Genomic DNA, 18,327 nt, shown 5'->3' on the forward strand with positions numbered 1-18,327 from the left:
AAATCCTTGTCTTCGCAGTTCAGGGCTGCTTTTTCTAGGCAACTCGGCGACGGCGAACCGCCTCCTGGAGCGTTCGTGGCGTGCACCTTGAGTCCGAATCGACCCATTCCCGACCGATTTGCGAGCTTTGGTTGCCAATCTTCTTGGCAGAAGGTTGCCAAGCAACGAAAACGAAATTGACACCGAGGAGCCCGCCATGAACCGCATCGCCCGCATCGCCGTCGCCGCCGCCGCCCTCACCGCCTTCTCCGCCGCGGGCGTCACCGCCGCCGACGCGATCGGCCGGACGGCGACGGCGAAGACGGTCTCCACGTTCCAGGCCGGCGACATCAACTGGCCGGTCGCCCCGGCCGCCATCCAGGCCGACACCCACTGGCCGGTCGCCCCCGCCGCCATCCAGGCCGACACCCACTGGCCGGTCGCCCCCGCCGCCATCCAGGCCGACACCCACTGGCCCACCGCCCCGGCCGCCGTCCAGGCGGGCGACATCAACTGGCCGGTCGCCCCGGCCGTCGCCGACGTCTGATCCGTGCCCCGGGCATCCGTGCCCGCCCCGTGACGCCCCCGCAGGCAGCCACTGCCCAGCGGGGGCTTCGGCGTTTTCGGGGCGGCAACGCACGCGCGACGCCGTCGCGGGTGATCGTCGGCCACTCCCCCGCTCCGGGTGCCCGGCAACCCCGCACCCTTCGCCCCGGCGGCGACGCCCCCTCGCCACCAGCGACTCCAGTGCCGCTCGACCGCCTCAGGACGCCACCTCAGGCCACCCTTGCCACCATTCAGGCAACATTTTGCCAAGCCGGAAGGCTGTCATAAGGAGCGGGTAGCGATGTCCATCTCCGGCCTCATCGAGCAGCAGGTCCAGGAGCGTCCCGACGCGGTCGCGGTGCACCATCCCGAGCAGCCGGGCGGCCGTGGCGGCCGGCTCACCTACCGGGAGCTGGGCCGCGCGGCCAACCGTCTCGCCGCCCATCTGCGGGCGCGCGGCATCGGCCGCGGCGACCGGGTGGTGACCTCGCTGCGGCCGGGCCCGGAGACGGTGACGGCGTTCCTCGGGATCGTGCGGGCCGGAGCGGCCTATGTCCCCCTGGACCCCGCGGACCGCGTGGAGCGGCGGCGGCTGATCGTGCGGGACAGTGCGGCCGCGGCGGTGCTGACCGGGAGTGCGGGCGTCGCGGACTACGCGGGTCTGGACACGGTGGTCCTCGCGCTGGACGCCGAGGCACCCGAGATCGCCCGGCGCTGCGAGGCCCTGCCCGAGCAGAGCGCCGGCCCGGACGACGCCTTGTGTGTCTGGTACGCCTCCGGCGGCGTCGAGGGGGTCGTCGTGCCGCATCGCGCCGTGCTGGACCTCGTGCGCTCCGCCGCCCCCGCGCGGCCGGAGCCCGCCGGTGTGGCGGGCCGGACCGGTGCCGGGCAGGCCTTCGACGCGGTCGCGTTCGCGGTGTGGGGCGCTCTGGCGTCGGGTGGCCGGCCCGCCGGCCACCCGGGCGGGGACGACGGGCGGGAGGCGGCCGGACGGGCTGGGGAGCGGGGCGAGGAGTGGGCCGAGTTGTGCGGGCGGCGTTTTCGGCTCGGTGAGGTCGAGTCGGTGCTGGGCGCGCACCCGGCGGTGTCCGCCGCCGCGGTGTCCGTGCACGAGAGCGCGGACGGCGGCAGGCACCTGGTGGCGCATGTGGTGCCGGCCGGGCCGGCCGCGGCGGCCGCCGACCAGGACGCGCAGACCGCGCAGTGGAAGGAGATCCACGAGGCGCTCCACGCCGGCGCCGCGGCCCGTGAGCTGGGGGACGACTTCACCGGCTGGAACAGCAGTTACGACGCCCTGCCGATCCCGCTCGAGGAGCTGCGGGAGTGGCAGTACGCCACCCTGGACCGGATCAGGGAGCTGCCGCGCCGCCGGGTGCTGGAGATCGGGGTGGGCAGCGGGCTGCTGCTGGCCCACCTCGCGCGGGAGGAGGAGGTCCAGGAGTACTGGGCCACCGACTTCTCCCCCGCCGCCGTCGCCGCGCTCGGCGCGCGGGTGGAGGCGGACGCGCTGCTGAAGGACAAGGTGCGGCTGGACTGCCGTGGCGCCGAGGACACCGGCGGACTGCCCGTCGCGTATTTCGACGCGGTCGTCGTCAACTCGGTCGTGCAGTACCTGCCGGGGCTGGCCCGTCTGCGCACGGTCATCGAGCGGGTGCTGCCGCTGCTCGCCCCGGGCGGCTCGCTCTTCCTCGGCGATGTGCGCAGCCTGGATCTGGCCCGCTGTCTGCAGACCGGGATCGCGCTGGCCCGGCCGGGCGGCGCGGGGGGTGACAGGGAGGCGCTGCGCCGCGGTATCGGGCACCGGGTGGCCACGGAGACCGAACTGCTGCTCTCCCCCGCCCTGTTCGGTGCGCTGGCCCGGGAGCTGCCCCGGGTGCGTGCGGTGGACGTGCGCCTCAAGCGGGGGGTGCACCACAACGAGCTGTCCCGCTACCGCTACGACGTGGTGCTCTCCACCGCCGAGCCGGTCGCCGACCTCTCCGATGTGCCCGTCGTGCGCTGGGGTGCGGACGTGGCGGGAGGGCTGGAGGCGGTGGACCGGGTGGTGGCGGCGCGTCCGGCCGTGCTGCGTCTGGCCGGGGTGCCCAACCGGCGGGTGCACGACGAGTACGCGGCGATGCGGTCCCTCTTCGATCCCCGCGAGAGCATCGACCTGGCGCCGCAGGACGCCGTGGCGCCCGATGTGGAGGCGCTGTGCGCGCGGGCCGAGCATCTGGGCTACCGGGCGCTGCCGACCTGGGGTGAGAGCCCCGAGCTCCTCGACATCGTCCTGCTCGATCCCGTACGGGTGCCCGCGGGCGCGGTGACGGGCGTGTACGCGGCGACGGCCACCGGAGCGGGGTCCGGGAGCGGGGCGGGTCCCGGCACCGGAACCGGGTCAGGCACCGGGACGGGCTCCGGGAGCGGCAACGGCAGCGGGACAGGTTCCGGGAGCGGGGCGGGGTCCGGGAGCGGGGCGGGATGCGGCGGGGCGGGGGTGGAGGGGTGGGCCGGTACTCCGGCGGCTTTCGAGCACCGTGTCGATCTGGAGGTCGTGCTGCGTGCCCATCTGCGAGAGCGGCTGGCGGAGCACATGGTGCCGTCGGTGCTGATGACGGTGGAGGCGCTGCCGCTGGACGGCGCCGGCGGGGTGGACCGCGCGGCGCTGCCGGTGCCCGCCAACGCCGCCGGCCGTCCGCTCACCCAGCCCGGCACGCCGATCCAGGAGATCGTCCGTGACCTGTTCGCCGAGGTGGTGGGTCTGCCCCGGCACCGGGTGCGGGCGGAGTCGGACTTCTTCCGCATCGGCGGCCACTCACTGGCGGCGGCGAGACTGCTGTCCCGGGTCCGGGAGACGCTGGGCGTCGATCCGGGCAGCCGGGCCCTGTACGAGGCGCCGACTCCGGCCGCGTTCGCCGCGCTGGTCGGTGACGTGCCCGCCGCGGTGATCGGGCCGGACGACACGGCCGGCGACAGCCGCGCGTTCTCGCTGCGGCTGCGCGGCGTACTGGACAGGCGGGCGCTGGAGGTGGCGCTGGAGGATCTGGGGCGGCGTCATGTGGCGCTGCGCAACTTCCGGCTGGGCGCGGCGGGGACGCGGCTGCGGACGCTGGCGGCGGACGACCATCTGCTGGAGGTGGCCCTGCCGGCCGACGCGGTGGACCTGTGGTCGCATGTGCCGCTGGCCGCCGATCTGGCCCGGGCTTATGGGGCGCGGGCCTGCGGGGGCACCCCGCACCGCTCGCCGGCCGGGCTGGACGCGGCGCCCCGCGCGGTCTTCGGCGACCGGATGCCCGCGGCGCTGCCGGGCAGCGGGCCGCGGTCCGCCCACGCCTCCTGGGGCACCCTGGAGAGCGCCCTGGAGGCGGACCTGCACGCGGACCTGACGCGGTGGGCGGCCGGGCAGGGCGCCACCGTGTTCATGGTGGTGCACGCCGCGCTCGTGGCGCTGCTGGGCCGGCTGGGCGCGCAGGATCCGCTCACCGTGGCCGCGCCCGTCCCGGCGCGGGACAGTGCCGCGCTGCGTGAGGCGGTGGGTCCCTACGGCCGGGTGCTGGCGCTGACGGTGGACTCCTCGGGCGATCCGTCCTTCACCGAGCTGCTGCGCCGGGTCCGCGAGCGGGACCTGGCCGCCTACCGGGACGGTGAGGCGCCGCTGGCGGCGCTGCCCGGCGGGGTGGCGCTGGCGGTGGTGCAGGAGTGTGTGGGCCGCTTCGAGGCGGGTGGGCTGTCGGTGCAGGCCGAGCACTGCACGCCCGCGGTGCCGGCCGCGGACCTGGGGCTGACGCTGACCGAGCGGCAGGGCCCGGCGGGTGAGGCGGCCGGTGTCGCGGTCACCGTGACCTTCCGTCACGAGACGGTCGGTGAGCGGGCCGCGGCCCGTCTGGCCGGCCAGCTCACCGCCGTCCTGCGCTCGGCCCTGAAGGCGCCCGCCGCGCCGCTGAGCCGGCTGCGGCTGGGACCGGGGACAGCGGCCGAGGGCGGGGGCGGGGTGTGGGCGGGTGAGGAGGTGGCGCCGGTCCGGCAGGACGTGGCGTCGCTGTTCGCGGCGCAGGTGGCGCGCGCCCCGGGGGCGCTCGCGCTGGAGGACCTGGACTACGCCGGGCTCGATGCCCGCTCGGACCTGTTGGCGCATGCCCTGATCGAGCACCGGGCCGGTCCGGGCAGCTGTGTGCTGACCGCGCTGTCCTCACCGGCCGGGTTCGCGGTGGCCGCGCTGGCGGTGGCGAAGACGGGGGCCGCGCTGGTGCCGGTGGACCCGTCGCTGGATGTCGCCGAGTCGCTGCGTCCGGTGGTGCTGCTGCTGGACGAGACCGCGGACCTGCTGCTGCCGGCCGTGCCGGGTGCGGCGCGGCTGGTGCGTGAGGAGGGGGCCGAGCGGTGGCCGCCCGCCGGGTCCTGGCCGGTGGGACGGGCCGACCGGATCCGTCCGCTGGGCGCGGGCGATCCGCTGTTGCTGCTGCCCGGTGAGGGCGGCACCGTCGCGGTGGGCGGTGGGACGGTCACCGCGGCAAGTCCGGCCGACGCGGCCTGGCTGGTGCGCGGCTACCCGGACGGGGACGCGGCGATCGGGCTGCTGAGTGCTCTGGCCGGCGGGGCGCGGGTGCACGTCCCGGACCGCTCGCTCACCCGGGAGGTGCCGCACGAGGTGCTGGGGTGGCTGCGCCGGCAGGGGGCGCGGGTGGTGCTGGGCGGTGCCGACGACGTGCTGAGCGCGCTGGTGGCGCTCGCCCGCAGCGAGGGCGTCGAGCTGACCGTGAGCGGCGGCTGGGCGGAGGCCCGGCTCGTCGTGGAGCACACGCCGGGCGCGGCGGCCCGTCCCGCTCCCGGTCACCGCGCCTATCTCCTCGACGCACGGCTGCGGCCGGTGGGCCCGGGCCGCACCGGCTCGCTGTACATCGCGGGCGTCGGTGTGGCCTCGGGGTACACCGGTGTCCGCGCGGCGGCCGGCTGCGGGCGGTTTCTGCCCGATCCGTTCGGCGGCCCGGCCGGCGGCACGGCCCGTATGTGGCGCACCGGGCGGGCCGCCCGCCTCGACGAGTACGGCAATCTGCGGGTGCTGGACGCCCCGGCGCACGACGACCCGTTCGACGACGCGTCCGCCGCGTTCGTGGTGCTGGCGGACGCGGCCGGCCACCGGGCGCTGTGGCCGGCCGGGGCGGGCGTGCCGCCCGGCTGGTCCAGGACACCCGAGAACCACTGAGAGCGGTCCCGCTCCCACTCCCCTGCGCCCTGTGCCGGGGCGGCACAGGGGGGCCGGGCGGGACGGGGCTGAGGCCGGAACGGAGGCGGGGACACGTGGGCCGGGGCGGAGGCGGGAACGCGGGACGGACCCGGGGCGCAAGCGCAACGGGGGCCGCGGGACAGGGATGAAGGCCGGGACACGGCCCGGGACAGGGACGGAACGCGACCGGGGCGGGGCGGGGCGGGGTCAGGCGCCGGGCTGGGGGGCGGCGCCGGGCTGGGGGGCGGGGCCGGCCAGGGATTCGGCGAGGATGCGCCAGATGTCGGCGGCCAGGTCGATGTTGGCGCCGGCCTGGGCCTGTTCGGCCAGATCCCGCAGTCCCTGGATGCCGCTGGAATCACCGGAGCGGATGCGGAGCTGGTTGCGCAGGATGTCCAGGCGGACCCGGTCGCGGTAGCTCATCCTCAGCTCCATCCCGGCGAGTTCGCCGAGCAGGGCGTGGGCCTCGTCGTAGCGGGCCAGGAAGAAGGCGACGTCGGCCTTGAGCGCGAGCAGGTCCTGGCGCAGGCCGGGGGTGCCCACGAAGGCGAGTGCGGGTTCGGCGGCGGTCAGGCACCGCTCGGCGGCCTGGGGGTCCGGCGGCTGCTTTTGCAGGTACAGGCGGCTGGCGGTGAACCGCAGGCGCAGCCACAGCACGAGGTCCTCGCGGCTGCTGAACTTCTCCAGTGCCTCTTCCAGGTAGCCCTGGGCGGCGGTGTGGTCGCCCTGGCGCAGCCGCACCGCCGCGCAGGTCCACATGGCTTCGGCCCACAGGGCGTCGCTGCGGCCCGCGACGAGTTCGGCCAGTTCGTCGGCGTGCGCCCGGGCGTCCGGCATCCGGCCGGCCTCGGCCTCGGCCGAGACCAGGGCCAGCAGCACGGTGGCGCGGTCCTCCGTGTCGAGGCCGTCCTCGCGGGCGAGGTGGTGGGCCGCCGTCGCGGCGTCGAGGGCGGCGCCGATCTCGCCCAGGGTGCGCAGGCAGCGGGCCAGACGGGTCAGGCCGCGGACCCGCAGGGCGGCCAGTCCGACCGATTCGCCGAGCTGGACCAGTTCCTCCAGGTACTCCCGTTCCCCGGCGTGGTCGCCCTGCAGGCGCCGCTGTCCGGCGAGTTGCCACAGGGCCTGCCAGCGCAGCACCGGCGCCTCGTGTCCCTCGGCGGCCAGGGCCTCGCGCAGGGTCTCCATCGCCGCCTCGGAGCCGGTGGAGGAGACCAGCGACAGGGCGTGGGCCAGGGAGCCGCCGGCGGGTTCCTCGAAGTCGGCCGCCTGAAGGCCCAGGCGTTCGGCGAGGTAGGCGACGGCCCGCTCGGTGGGCTGGCGTGCGCCGGACTCCAGACGGGAGAGGTATCCGGTGGACATGCCGTCCCCGGCCAGGGCGGTCTGGGACAGGTCGCGGGCCTGTCGCAGTTTGCGAAGACGACGGCCGAACGCGGGCTGACGCAGCATGTGACCATTCCCTGGGACGGACGGGTGGGGGGTGGCCGGTGGGGCGGAGGAGGCGTGCCACCGCCCGGGTGCCGCAACCGAGCGTAGGGGCCGGGCAAGGGCCGGGCAATGTTTTGCCAGGTGCCGTGCCTCCGAGTTCGTGCGAACCTCACGGATTCCTGTGGCGTTCCTCGAGCGGTTCTTGAGCGGTCGCGGGCACAGTCTCAAGCGCCCGGGTCCGGTACCTGCGCACCGGCCCGTCCTCGCTCACGGGAGCTGTCCTCGTCCGCGTCCACGGGAGTCCTGATGAAACACGCGGTTCCTGCCCGCCGCGCCGCCCGCAAGGACCGGGCCGGCCGGCCGGCGCCGGTGCGTGACACCGCGTCGGACGACGACATCAACTGGCCGTTACTGAGTCCGTAGTCAGGTCTCAGCGTTCCGGGCATTTCTGCCCGAAAGGTCCGTCACGTCACCAGAGCGTCAGGGGCTCGGTTTGAGGACGGTCTCCCGTTTCTGTCTGCTGCTGGTGCGGCAGGGTTGTGCCACCTGCCCGCCCCGTCCCCGTCTTGCGGCGGGGGCGGGTAGTGCGGGTCTTATGGTCGGCTCCACGGGGCTTCGACACCGCCAGGGCGGTGTCCTGGTCTCCGGCCACTCCGGTACCAGTCGTGCAGGCTGCCGCTGCGAGGGCAGCGAGGTTTCGGGCCGCGTTCGTGTCCCGGTCGATGACCAGGCCGCAGGCGTCGCATTCGTAGGTCCGGATGTGCAGCGGCAGCTTGGCTTTCACTGTGCCGCACCCGGAGCAGGTCTTGGAGGAGGGGAACCAGCGGTCGGCCGCGATGATGCGGGTGGCGTGGCGCTGGCGGGTTTTGTAGGTGAGCTGAGGCGGATCTCACCGAACCCGGCGTCGGCGATGTGCCGGGCCAGGCGCCGGTTCTTCACCATGCCGGCGACGTTGAGGTCTTCGACCACGACGGTGCCGTACTCGGCGGTCACGGCGGTGGTGAGCTTGTGCAGGGCGTCCGCGCGGAGGTCCGCGACGCGGTGATGGACCTTGTTCCGCCGGGCGTTGGCCTTCTCCCACCTGCGGGAGGGCTTCCGCCCAGTGTGCCGGTCCGGGCCTCGACGCCGGGAGACGATGCGAGAGGCGCGGCGCAGTTGCTGCAGCGCGGTGCTCAGGTGCCGCGGGTTGGAAACCTCGCGGACCTCGCCCGCACTGTCGGCCATGACGGCCAGGGTCTTGATACCGAGGTCGATGCCTACCGCGACATCAGGCCGGGTGACCCGGACGAGGTCCCGCTTCACCTCGATCTGGAACGAGGCGAACCATCGTCCTCGCTCGTGGCGGACGGTCGCCGACAAGATGCGCGCGGTCCCGGCCTGGACGCGGCTCAGGAGTTTGCCGGTGGGCTCGTGGACGCGGATCGTTCCGAGGTGGGGCAGGGTGACGTGACGTCCGTCGACCTCGACACGGATCGTGCCGGTGGTGAACCGGCAGGACAGGGGTGCTTTCCGCTTCGACTTGAACCGGGGCATCCCGACCCGCTTGCCCATACGGCGGCCTTGCTTGGACTTGGCGTAATTGTCGAACGCGGCCGACGCGTTGGCCAGGCCGGTGTTGTACGCCTCCTTGGAGTTCTCGTTCCACCAGGCAGCGAAGCGCGGGTCAGTCTTCTTTGTCTGGTTGAACTCCTTGCGCAGCGCTGGCAGCGACCACGGCCGCCACTCGGTGAGCCGGTCGGCAGGGATACCGTAGGACTCCTCCGCCCGGCGCTGCCACCACGACGCCGACACCCACCCCACCGCCCAGTTGTACGCCGCGCGGGCGGCACCGCAGTGCGAGCGCAGCGCGTGCTCCTGGGTGGCGTTCGGGTCCAGCGCGAAGCGGTACGCCTGCACCACGAACCCGGGCTGCGGCTGGAACTTCTTCACTCGGTGGCCTCGCCGGTCGCCACAGCCACCGCGCGGGCGGCCCGGTTCTTCGCCGCGCGCTGCCCGTACAGGCGGGCACACATGGAGGTGAGCACCTCGGTGATGTCCCGCACCAGATCGTCTGGGCTCTCGATCGGGTCGAGGACGACCAGGCGCCGGCCGGACGCCGACAGCGCGGCCTCCAGGTGCTCGACGCCGAACCGGGCCAGCCGGTCACGGTGCTCGACCACGATCACAGCCGTACCCGGGTCGGCGAGGAGTCGGTGCAGCTTCCGGCGGCGCCCGTTCAGCCCCGACCCGACCTCGGTCACAACTTCCGCGACGGCCAGGCCCAGTCCATTCGCGCCGGACACCACCCGCGCGACCTGCCGATCCAGGCCGGCCCTCTGGTCGGCTGAAGATACGCGGCAGTACGCCACCACGCGTCCGGACGGCTGGACCGCCACCTCATCGACCAGCCATGTCCCGGACGGCGCCTGGCGGACCGGCACGGGCATCTTCCCGTCCTTCACCCACCGCCAGGCGGTCTGGTAACTCACGCCCTGCTGACGCGCCCACTCCGAAAGCTTCACAAGACCAAGGTACGTGACACATCCGACTAGATATGTCTATGAATAACTATAAAATTCGTAGCAGCTGTCCACCTCTCACCCGCCACCGCCACCGTGCAGACGTACAGGCGTGCCGGGTTGCGGGGGTGCGGGGAGGCAGGTGTGCCGGGTGCCGTCCGCGGAGGCGGGAGCGGCCGGGTCAGGGGCGGGCGGCCGACGCGCTCGCCCGCTGCAGGGCGGCCGCCAGGCCGCGGGGCGCGTGCGGATCGCCGTCGGGGCCGCCGACCACGACCAGCGGCGGGCGCACCCCGGCCAGGGTGACCTGGTGGGCCAGTTCGCAGGCGAGGGCGCCGGTGCCGGAGTAGCCGCCCAGGACCAGCCGGCCGCCGGCGCGGGCGAGGCGGACCAGCGCGTCGGCCCGGGCGGCCGGCGGGCCGGCGGTGGCGCGCAGCGCGGTCAGGGCCTCCGGTCCCCGGTAGTGCCGCAGCAGTTCGCGGTGCCCGGTGTGCGGCGCGCCCGGGGTGTCGAGCAGGCACACGGTGGCCGTGGCGGGTGCCCGGGTGCCGCGCAGCAGGAGGAGGGGGGCGGTGTCCCGGGCGGCGGGGCCGTCGGGGACCGGGGGTGTGGGCGTCCTGGGCATCCAGGCCAGTACGTCCGCGACGGTGGTGGCCGCGGTCGCCGCCACGGGCAGCAGGCGCAGCATCCGTACGGTGTGGACCAGCAGGGTGCGGGCGGTGCTGTCGTCGATGAGGTCGCGGTCGTAGGCGCAGGTCAGGACGAGAGCGCGGCGGACGTCGTGGCCGGCGCGCAGGCGCAGGGCGTATCCGGCGGGTGCTCCGGCGGCTTCCTGTTCCTCCAGGCGGATGCCGTGCGCGGCGAGTTCGTGGCCGTAGGCGGTTTCGGGGCTCGGGCCGCAGTCGAAGGCGAGCAGGCCGCCGGCCCGCGGCCCCGGGGTGCGGGCGGGGGCGGGGGTGGTCCATTCGTAGGCGGACAGGTCCATCACCGCATCGCGCAGGGTGCGCAGCAGGTGGGGCAGGGTGAGCGCCGGGTCGACGGTGAGGTTCAGCGGCAGGGTGTTCTCGAAGGGGCCGGGGATGCCCTCGATGCCGTCCAGGAGCAGGCCGCGGCCGGGGAAGTCCAGGCCGAAGCCCACGATGGCGGGCGCGGGGGCGATGTCGCGGGCGCGGTAGAGGAGCAGCGCCCACACCGTCTGGAGCACGCTGCTCTCCGCCACCCCCCAGCGGGCCGCCCAGTGGGTCAGACGGGTACTGCGGGCCGGGGACAGGACGCCACGCAGCACACCGGTGGCGGTGGCCATACCGATGCCGGCGGTGGTGGCGGTGGCCATACCGGGGCCGGTGGCGGGGCCGGCGGTCATGCCGGGGCCGGTGGCGGGGCCGGCGGTCATGCCGGGGCCGGTGGCGGGGCCGGCGGTCATGCCGGTGCCGGTGGTGGTGCGGCCTGGGGGCCGGACCGGGGGCGGGGGTTCGGTGGGCCGGTGGGCGGGCCCTTGCCGGGCGTCGGGGGCCGGGCCGGGCGGGGGCGCGGTGGGCCGGTGGGCGGGTGCGTGCCTGCCGCTGTCCGCGGGGCGGACCGGGCCGGACGGGGGCAGGGCGGGCCGGTGGGCGGGCTCCTGCCGGGCGCCGGGGGCCGGGCCGGGGTCCTGGGCGGCGAGCCGGCGGGCGCAGTCGCCGAGGTCGGGGCGGCGCTCGCCGCCGGGCAGTGTCCCGCCGGCGAGGTAGGCGCGGCAGCACTCGCGCATCAGCAGCCGCACGCTCCAACTGTCCAGCAGGGCACGGTGATAGGTGAGCAGGACGTCGGTGAAGGGTGCCGCCGCGTCCCCGGGGCCGCTGTCCAGCAGCGCCAGGCGCACCGCTGCGGGGCGGCGCAGGTCGAAGGCGCGGGCCCGCTCGCGGGCCGGCAGCACGGCACGCCGGGTCACGGTGCGGTGCGGGTGGCGGACGACGTCGCTCAGGGCGCGGTCGAAGACGACGGCACGCGGGCGCGGGTCCCAGACGAAGGCGGTGCGCAGCACGCTCTCGTGCTCGCCGACGGCGTGCCAGGCCGCCTCGAAGCGGGCCGGGTCCAGGGGGCCGTGCCAGCGCCAGAGGATCTGCTCGACCTGATGGCCGGGCCAGGCCACGGCGTCGGCGAGCCGCTGTTGTTGCAGGGGGGTGACCGGCCCGGTGCGCGGCAGGGTCCGGCAGGGCTGCCCGGCCGCCGCGGCGGCGGGCCCGGTGCCGGGGCGGGGCTCGGGGGCGGCGGTCAGCAGGTCGGCGAGCAGACCCACGGCCGCGGGCGCGGGTGCCGCCCGGCCGCCGGGGAGTTCGACGGTGTGCAGGTCCTCCCCGTGCGCCACCAGCCGGCATCCCGGATGCCGGGCACCGCGGCCGCTCTCCGCGACGCGGTGCAGGGCGCGGTGGAAAAAGGCGGTGTCCCAGATCCCGTGCAGTTCCATCGTGCCGTGATCCCCCTGTTCGGGGTCGATCACCGCGCACACACCGGCAGGCCCCTCACCGTTCATCGCCTCCCCCTTCCGGACACCCCCGGCCAGACGAGCAACTGCCCTTGCGGCTCAGGGAGCCGGCGTGCGGGCCTTCGGCGGCCGGCATGCGCCGGCACAGCCGGAACCCAGCCTCTGCACGCTAGCTCCGCCGCGTCCCCGTCGTCCGTTTTCTCCAGCGGCCCCCGAACGGTCCTCGATTCCGGGCGGCACACCGGGAGGGGGCGACAACGGCTCGGCGGCGGACGGCTCCCGGCCGAGGCCGTGCCGGCCCGCCGCCGCATCAGCCTGCCGCCGTGTCAGTCCGGGGCCGTGTCAGCCTGCCGCCGTCTGGGGCACGAGCAGGTCATGGCACTGCTCGATACGGCCCGCGGCATCGAAGCGGAGTTCGGCGATCAGGGACCAGGTGGCTCCTTCGGCCCGGGCGGTCGCGCGCAGGGCGACGACGTCGTGGTCGGCGATGACGCTCTCGGCCCTCAGTCCCAGCCCGTCGGGCAGAGTCCGTCCGCCCCCGTTCCCGGCGCCCGCCCAGTGGCGGGTGAGGTGATTGACCTCGCCCCGGTTGGCCGCCGCGACCAGCGCGAGGACGAGTTCCCTGTTGCGCTCGCGCAGGCTGCGCGCGGTGAGGAGTTCGTACAGCGTCCCGCTGAGGGGCTCGGTCAGCGCCGGCGTCATGACGAGGCCCTTCCTCGTGGTCCCTCCTCCGTACGGCTGTACGGGGGCCCGGAAATCATGGCCGTACGCGCTAGAGCGGGAATGGAGAACGGTTGACGTGCTCCCTGGACTGAAGTCCAGGGGTTCCGGGTCTGGGTCGTCCGACCCTTCCGGTGGCTTCCTGCTTCAACGCGCTGTGCGGCACGTGTGCCCGTCCTACCGGCACTCCACAGGCGTTTGGCGTCTCCACCCGTCCGGCGGTGACGATGCGGCGTCCTTCGAACAGGACGTCGCGTGCTGCGTTGTGGTCGCGGTCGTGGACGGCGTGGCACTCGCCGCACGTCCGCTCCCGGACGTGCAGGGGCTTGGGGCCGTCCCGGAATCCGCGGGCCGAGCAGACCTGAGAGGACGGGAAGGCCCGGTGCACCTTGGCGAAGGTGCGGCCGTGCAGAGCCGCCTTGTACTCCAGCATGTTGACGAACGCGGACCATCCCGCGTCGGTGCACGGACTTGGCGAGCGGGGTGCGTCCCAGGCCGGACACCGCGAGGTCTTCCACGTACACCGTTTGTGTGACTGAGCGCTGTGGTCGGCCAGTCTGGCCGACCACAGCGCTCAGGACATGAAGCACCTTTCGGCTGCCTGGATCGTCCGCGTCCGGCCGAACCGGAGGCTGGAGGGCGCGAGCGGTTCAGGAGAGCCAGTCGGCGTAGCGGGTGGGGGCGAGGTGGGCGTCCTTGTCGGTGAGGACGTCACCCTTGACGACGGCAAACATGCCGGCGGTGGGGTCGGTGACAACGGTGCGGCCGTCGCCCTTGTGGGTGAGGGTGATCCGGCCCAGCTCGTCCAGGGAGAAGACCTCGGGCCCGGCGATGTTGCGAATGCCCCCCAGCGGGGCGCCCGCGGCGACTTCCGCCACCGCGTCGGCCACGTCCTTGGAGGCGATCGGCTGGATCGGCGTGGCGGGCAGCCGGACGGTGTCGCCGTCGGCGGTCCAGGACAGGACAGCGTCCATGAACTCCATGAACTGCGTCGCGCGGACGATCGAGTAGGGGACCGGCCCTGCCGCGAGGATGTCCTCCTGGAGCACCTTGGCCCGGTAGTAGTCCAGCTCCGGCACCTGGTCCGCGCCGACGATCGAGAGAACAACGAAGTGGCCGACGCCGCCCTTCTGGGCCGCGGTCAGAAGGTTGTCCATCGAGGTCTGGAAGAAGGCCGGAGAGGCTTCGTCGAAGGTCGGGGAGTTCGTCAGGTTGACGATGACGTCGGCCCCCGCCACCGCCTCACCCAGTCCCTGGCCGCTGATGACGTCGATTCCGGTGGACTGCGCGTGCGGCACCGCCTCGTGCCCGACGGCGTTCAGATTCTTGACGACCTGCGACCCGATCAGCCCGGTACCGCCGATGACCGCGAACTTCATGACATGCCTTTCGACAGGAGATGTGTCCGAAATATGGCACAAAGTCTCTATGCGGACGTTTGATATGAGGTCAGGGTCGTACATCCGGCCAACGGGTTACTCAACTGGCCAACTCTCGCACTCGGTGACCACCGGAACGCCCGGTCACAGCGGCTGTGACCGGGCCGAGCACGGCAGGTGGCCCGGACAGACGGGCGCGGGGTGTTCGACGACGAGATGCTGACGCGCTGCGAAGCAATCATGCGGCAGAAGTTCACCGGCCTGATCGACCGCGCCATCATGCACGGGCACCTGCGGTCGCCCTCGTATTTCTTCGCATCGTGCGGCGGAGCACCTTTGGCGATCGTCTACCGGTACATCGAGCAGCAAAAGCGCCCGCTCCAAAGCGCATGTCAGGGCAGTTTTGCATTCATCCCCGGCGTGAACGCCGGGGCTTTCAGATTTCCCCTTCTCCTCGTGCCTCGTCTCCTCCTTGTCCTTTCTCTCTTTCCGCAGTCATCCTCGGCCGTGGTGGCGGCCCCGCGGGTTCCGCCGTGGCTCGACCGCCGCTGTAGGCGGCGTGGCGAGGCCGGCCCGGTGGGGTGGAGCGACCCGACAGGACGGCCATGACGTCGGCCGTCAGGACCGCGGCGATCAGAACCTTGACGGACGCTTTCACCGTCTGCGCCGAGGGGTGCTCGCGCACCGTCCTGGTGGAGGGGCCCAGGGGCTGCGGCAAGTGCGTCTGCTGATCGAACGGGCCGCCGCCGCGGGAGCGGTGGTGCTGTGCGCGGCCGGCTTCCCGGCCTGGCACCGAAGCGTGCGGGACACGCTCCGCCGGCTGCCGGCCCCTCCCGGCTCTCCCGCCCGGCGGGAGAGCACCGCGCGGCGGGCCCCCGGCGGCGCGGGCCTCGCGGCGCCGGGCCGGGTGAGGCGGGCGGGGGCGGGCCGCTGGTCGTGTGTGTGGACGACGTCCACCACGCCGACGCCGGGCCCTGGACCTCGTACGCCGTCTCGCCCGTCGCGGGCACGGCGGGCGCCTGCTGCCGATCGTCGCCCGGACGGTCCCCCACGACAGCGGCGATCCGGCGTTCGCGGCCGAGCTGGCCCACGTCCCGGCGCATCCGCCTGGAACGGTTCTCCCCGGCCGAGGTGACCGCGCTCGCCGAGCAGGCCGGGCGCCGCGAGCAGGCCGCGTTCCTCTGCAACCCCCTGCTGCTGCTGCACGCCCTGCCGACCCCCGCCCGGCCCGGCACCTCCCGGACACCGGCGGCCCCTTCGCCCGGGCGGTGCAGGCCTGCCTGCACCGTGCGGGCGCCCGGGCCGCGGCCATCGCCCGGGCCGCCGCCCCGCTGGACGACACCGCCACGGCGGGCCGCATCGCGCAGCTCACCGGCATCGCGCCGGCCGCCGTCGGGCAGGGCTTGGCCGGCCTGCACGCCGTCGGCCTGCTGCTGAACGACACCGGTGTCCCCCGCCCCGCCGTACGGGCCGTGGTCCTCGGCGCCCTGTCCGCCACCCCGGCCGCCCCCGTGCCGGCCCTGGCCGCTGGCGGCAGACACACGACCGGGCGGCGAGACGGCCGGTGAGATCGACGACACGCGAAGGGTGAGGTCAGTAATGGCTTGGGACAAGAAGTTCGGGGAACTGCTGCGTGAGTACCTGCCGTTCCATGACGCCGGCGAACCGCTGGGGCCGACACGGACCTGCGGCCGGCGGGGCTGGACTCGCTGGGCGCGATGGAGCTGCTGGGCTCGCGGGAGGGCGTCCACCACGTGCACTTCGTGGACGACGTCCTCTCCCCGGACACCTTCGCCCACCCCGGGGTCCTGTGGTCGACGCTGACCCGGCTGCAGGCCCTGGCCTGAAGCCGGGCACGGCGGACGCCGGGCGGGGCCGGACCGGACGAGGGTCCGTCCGGCCGTCCGCGGGCGGGCCGGTGACGGCGCGACGGGTGGAGCGGGCCAGGTGGAGTGGTGGGGAGGGGTGGGGAGGCCACGCCGGCCATGGCCGGGCGGTCTCCGTGCCTCATGCCGCGAACAGGTCGAAGGTCGAGCCGTGGCGCGGTCCCGCCAGCAGTTCGAGCTGCGGGTCCACGGCCAGCATGGCCTGGTGCATGCGCTGGAGCTGCGGGGAGGGCTCCACGCCCAGCTCGTCGATGAGCCGCAGGCGCAGCCTGCGGTAGACCTCCAGTGCCGTGGCCTGCCGGCCCGAGCGGTACATCGCCACCATGACCTGGGAGTGCAGGCCCTCGTGGTGCGGGTGGCGGGCGGTCAGCTCGGTCAGTTCGGCGATGAGCTGCGCGTGGCGGCCCAGCCGCAGGTCGGCGTCGATGCGCCGCTCGACGGTGACCAGCCTGCTCTCCTGCAGCCGCATCACCTCGATCTCCAGGACGGGACCGAGTCTCACGTCGACCAGCGGCGGCCCGGTCCACAGGTCCAGTGCCGTGCGGAACCGTTCCGCGGACACCTCGTCGTCGCCTTCCACGAACGCGGCCTGGCCCTGGCGGGCCAGTTCCTCGTAGGTGTGCACATCGACACAGCTCCTGTCGATCTGCAGCAGGTATCCGCCGTGCCGGGTGGCGAGAATGTCCTTCGCGCCGGCCGGTGCGCCCGGGCCCATGGCCGTGCCGAGCCGTCTGCGCAGTTGCAGTATGTACGTCTGAAGGGTCGTCAGTGCGCTGGCCGGAGGCTCGGTTCCCCAGAGTTCCTCCATGAGCGTGGGAACAGGCATGACACGTCCCGGGTAGAGCGCCAGCAGCGACAGGATCTGTCGCGGCTTGCCCGCCGTCGGAACGATGGATCCCCCGTTGACCTCGGCACTCAACGGACCCAGAACCTGAATCTCCATGGTGGCCTCCCCACCTCGTCGAGTTCCTTGTCCAGTTCCTTTTGTGGCCGGAAATCTCCGCCGCTAGGCACGCTAGCCGGGTCCGTGCCCCCCGAGCGTTTTCCTGTAGCGGTCCTCCAGTGGTGCTCCACGTGGGGTGTTGCGTCAAATACGCGGCGTACTCGAGAACACCTGAATCCGTCACCGGAATTGAACTCCGCATTCCGGTACGGATTCCGGGCGGCGGGTAATTGCGCACCGTCGTACACCCTTTTTCCTTTTCCGTCCGCCGGCGCCGGCGCGTGACGGTGACACGCCGCCCCGCCGTCCCGCCGTCCCGCCCACGGTGGGCCGGCGGGGCGGCGGGGCGGCAACCCGGTGGGGCGGGTCAGAGCGGTGGGGTGGCCGCCTGACGGAGGGGGGTGTGCGGTGCGCCCAGGGGTGCGGGCAGGGTGATGGTGCGGGGTGCGGCCCGGTCCCAGGGGAATCCCTGGTGCAGTTCCAGGTGGGGGGCGGGGTCCTCGTCGTCGGCGGGGACGGCCACGGCGGCCAGCACGTCGGGCACCGGTTCCAGTTCCAGGAACCGCCAGCGTCCGGCCGCGTCGTCGGCGGGCGGCCGGAAGGCGAGGACTCCGCGGTCCTCGTCCAGGGTGAAGGCGAACTCGTCGAAGGGCAGCCCCAGTCCCAGTCCGCGGGCCTTGGAGTAGGCCTCCTTCAGGGTCCACAGGCGCAGCACCCGGCGGTCCCGCTGCCGTCCGGGGGGCGCCTGCCGTGCCCAGTGCTGCTCGTGGGGGGTGAAGGTGGTCAGGATGGTCTCCAGGGCGCCCGCCTCCCGGTCCAGGCACTCCACGTCGACGCCGACGCGCTGCCTGCGCACGATGCCGAGCAGGCTGTAGCCGCCCGCGTGGGAGAGGTTGAAGTCGAGGTGGCCGCCGCCCCGGGGCAGGCCGCCGGGCAGCGGCTGCAGGAAGGGCCGTCCGCGGGAGGAGCGCCAGATGACCAGCTCGGCCTCGCCGAGGCCGGCCTCCAGGGCCAGTGCGCGGCGGACCAGGGTGTGGGCGACGAGGTATTGCCGGCGGTCGCGTTCGAAGAGGAACCGGGCGGCGGTCGCGCTCTCGTGTTCGTCGAGCCAGTGCGCGGCCAGGATGCCGGTGACGGCGGGCGGGAGGGCGTCGTTGGGGCACAGCCACAGCGTCACCGGGGGCACCGTGCGGGTGTGCGGGGCGGGCCCGGCGGCGGGCGGCTGCGGTGCGGTGAGGGTCATGGTGTCGTTTCAGTCCGTCTCGGTTCGCCGTCCCGCTGCGCACGACA

At 74.1% G+C, this 18,327-nt stretch carries 14 protein-coding genes and 1 pseudogene; 5 read left to right on the forward strand and 10 right to left on the reverse strand.

The genetic code is table 11. The features are described 5' to 3' along the window. The first annotated feature begins 196 nt into the window (after positions 1-196). Positions 197-526, forward strand: coding sequence for a hypothetical protein (locus ACIQ7M_RS33580; RefSeq protein ID WP_403651322.1), 330 nt, complete (start codon positions 197-199; stop codon positions 524-526). A gap of 300 nt (positions 527-826) precedes the next feature. Further along, positions 827-5,707: an AMP-binding protein gene (locus ACIQ7M_RS33585; protein ID WP_403651324.1), complete on the forward strand. Its 4,881-nt coding sequence runs from the start codon at positions 827-829 to the stop codon at positions 5,705-5,707. A 228-nt stretch (positions 5,708-5,935) separates the two neighbouring features. Here the strand turns inward: ACIQ7M_RS33585 and ACIQ7M_RS33590 are convergent, their stop codons facing one another. The 8 genes from ACIQ7M_RS33590 to ACIQ7M_RS33625 form a co-directional block, all read right to left on the reverse strand. Further along, entirely contained in the window at positions 5,936-7,174 is a 1,239-nt protein-coding gene (locus tag ACIQ7M_RS33590) for a helix-turn-helix domain-containing protein (protein ID WP_403651326.1), read from the reverse strand. Between the two features lie 448 nt (positions 7,175-7,622). Continuing rightward, on the reverse strand, positions 7,623-7,994 hold the full coding sequence (locus ACIQ7M_RS33595; protein WP_403651405.1) for a zinc ribbon domain-containing protein: 372 nt from the start codon (positions 7,992-7,994) through the stop codon (positions 7,623-7,625). Further along, positions 7,934-9,082 (reverse strand): IS607 family element RNA-guided endonuclease TnpB, encoded by a 1,149-nt coding sequence (gene tnpB / locus ACIQ7M_RS33600; RefSeq protein ID WP_403651328.1) that lies wholly within the window; start codon positions 9,080-9,082, stop codon positions 7,934-7,936. Before tnpB ends, ACIQ7M_RS33595 begins: the two co-directional genes overlap by 61 nt. Further along, a complete protein-coding gene (locus tag ACIQ7M_RS33605; RefSeq protein WP_403651330.1) occupies positions 9,079-9,654 on the reverse strand; it encodes an IS607 family transposase in 576 nt (191 codons plus the stop codon). Before ACIQ7M_RS33605 ends, tnpB begins: the two co-directional genes overlap by 4 nt. A gap of 178 nt (positions 9,655-9,832) precedes the next feature. After that, positions 9,833-12,157: a hypothetical protein gene (locus ACIQ7M_RS33610; protein WP_403651332.1), complete on the reverse strand. Its 2,325-nt coding sequence runs from the start codon at positions 12,155-12,157 to the stop codon at positions 9,833-9,835. Positions 12,158-12,451: 294 nt separating this feature from the next. Continuing rightward, positions 12,452-12,811, reverse strand: a complete 360-nt coding sequence (locus ACIQ7M_RS33615) for a hypothetical protein (protein ID WP_403651334.1) — start codon at positions 12,809-12,811, stop codon at positions 12,452-12,454. Positions 12,812-12,881: 70 nt separating this feature from the next. Beyond that, positions 12,882-13,262 (reverse strand): zinc ribbon domain-containing protein, encoded by a 381-nt coding sequence (locus tag ACIQ7M_RS33620; RefSeq protein ID WP_403651336.1) that lies wholly within the window; start codon positions 13,260-13,262, stop codon positions 12,882-12,884. 217 nt (positions 13,263-13,479) lie between these two features. After that, positions 13,480-14,208 carry an SDR family oxidoreductase gene (locus tag ACIQ7M_RS33625; protein WP_403651338.1) on the reverse strand — a complete coding sequence of 243 codons (729 nt, stop codon included), beginning with the start codon at positions 14,206-14,208 and terminating at the stop codon, positions 13,480-13,482. 285 nt (positions 14,209-14,493) lie between these two features. Between ACIQ7M_RS33625 and ACIQ7M_RS33630 the strand changes: the two are divergent. The 3 genes and pseudogenes from ACIQ7M_RS33630 to ACIQ7M_RS33640 form a co-directional block, all read left to right on the forward strand. Further along, positions 14,494-14,586 (forward strand): annotated as a pseudogene (locus ACIQ7M_RS33630) (IS200/IS605 family transposase); the annotation flags it as partial. A gap of 890 nt (positions 14,587-15,476) precedes the next feature. Beyond that, a complete protein-coding gene (locus ACIQ7M_RS33635; protein ID WP_403651340.1) occupies positions 15,477-15,776 on the forward strand; it encodes a hypothetical protein in 300 nt (99 codons plus the stop codon). 150 nt (positions 15,777-15,926) lie between these two features. Continuing rightward, positions 15,927-16,055, forward strand: a complete 129-nt coding sequence (locus ACIQ7M_RS33640) for a hypothetical protein (protein WP_403651342.1) — start codon at positions 15,927-15,929, stop codon at positions 16,053-16,055. A 160-nt stretch (positions 16,056-16,215) separates the two neighbouring features. On the opposite strand, the gene ACIQ7M_RS33645 is transcribed toward ACIQ7M_RS33640, so the two are convergent. Both ACIQ7M_RS33645 and ACIQ7M_RS33650 read right to left on the reverse strand, forming a co-directional pair. Further along, a complete protein-coding gene (locus ACIQ7M_RS33645) occupies positions 16,216-17,037 on the reverse strand; it encodes an AfsR/SARP family transcriptional regulator (protein WP_355772464.1) in 822 nt (273 codons plus the stop codon). A 367-nt stretch (positions 17,038-17,404) separates the two neighbouring features. After that, positions 17,405-18,280 (reverse strand): 4'-phosphopantetheinyl transferase family protein, encoded by an 876-nt coding sequence (locus tag ACIQ7M_RS33650; protein ID WP_403651345.1) that lies wholly within the window; start codon positions 18,278-18,280, stop codon positions 17,405-17,407. Between the last annotated feature and the right edge of the window lie 47 nt (positions 18,281-18,327).

Origin of the sequence: Streptomyces sp. NPDC096324, from assembly GCF_044763015.1 — a bacterium.
Taxonomy (GTDB): Bacteria; Actinomycetota; Actinomycetes; order Streptomycetales; family Streptomycetaceae; genus Streptomyces.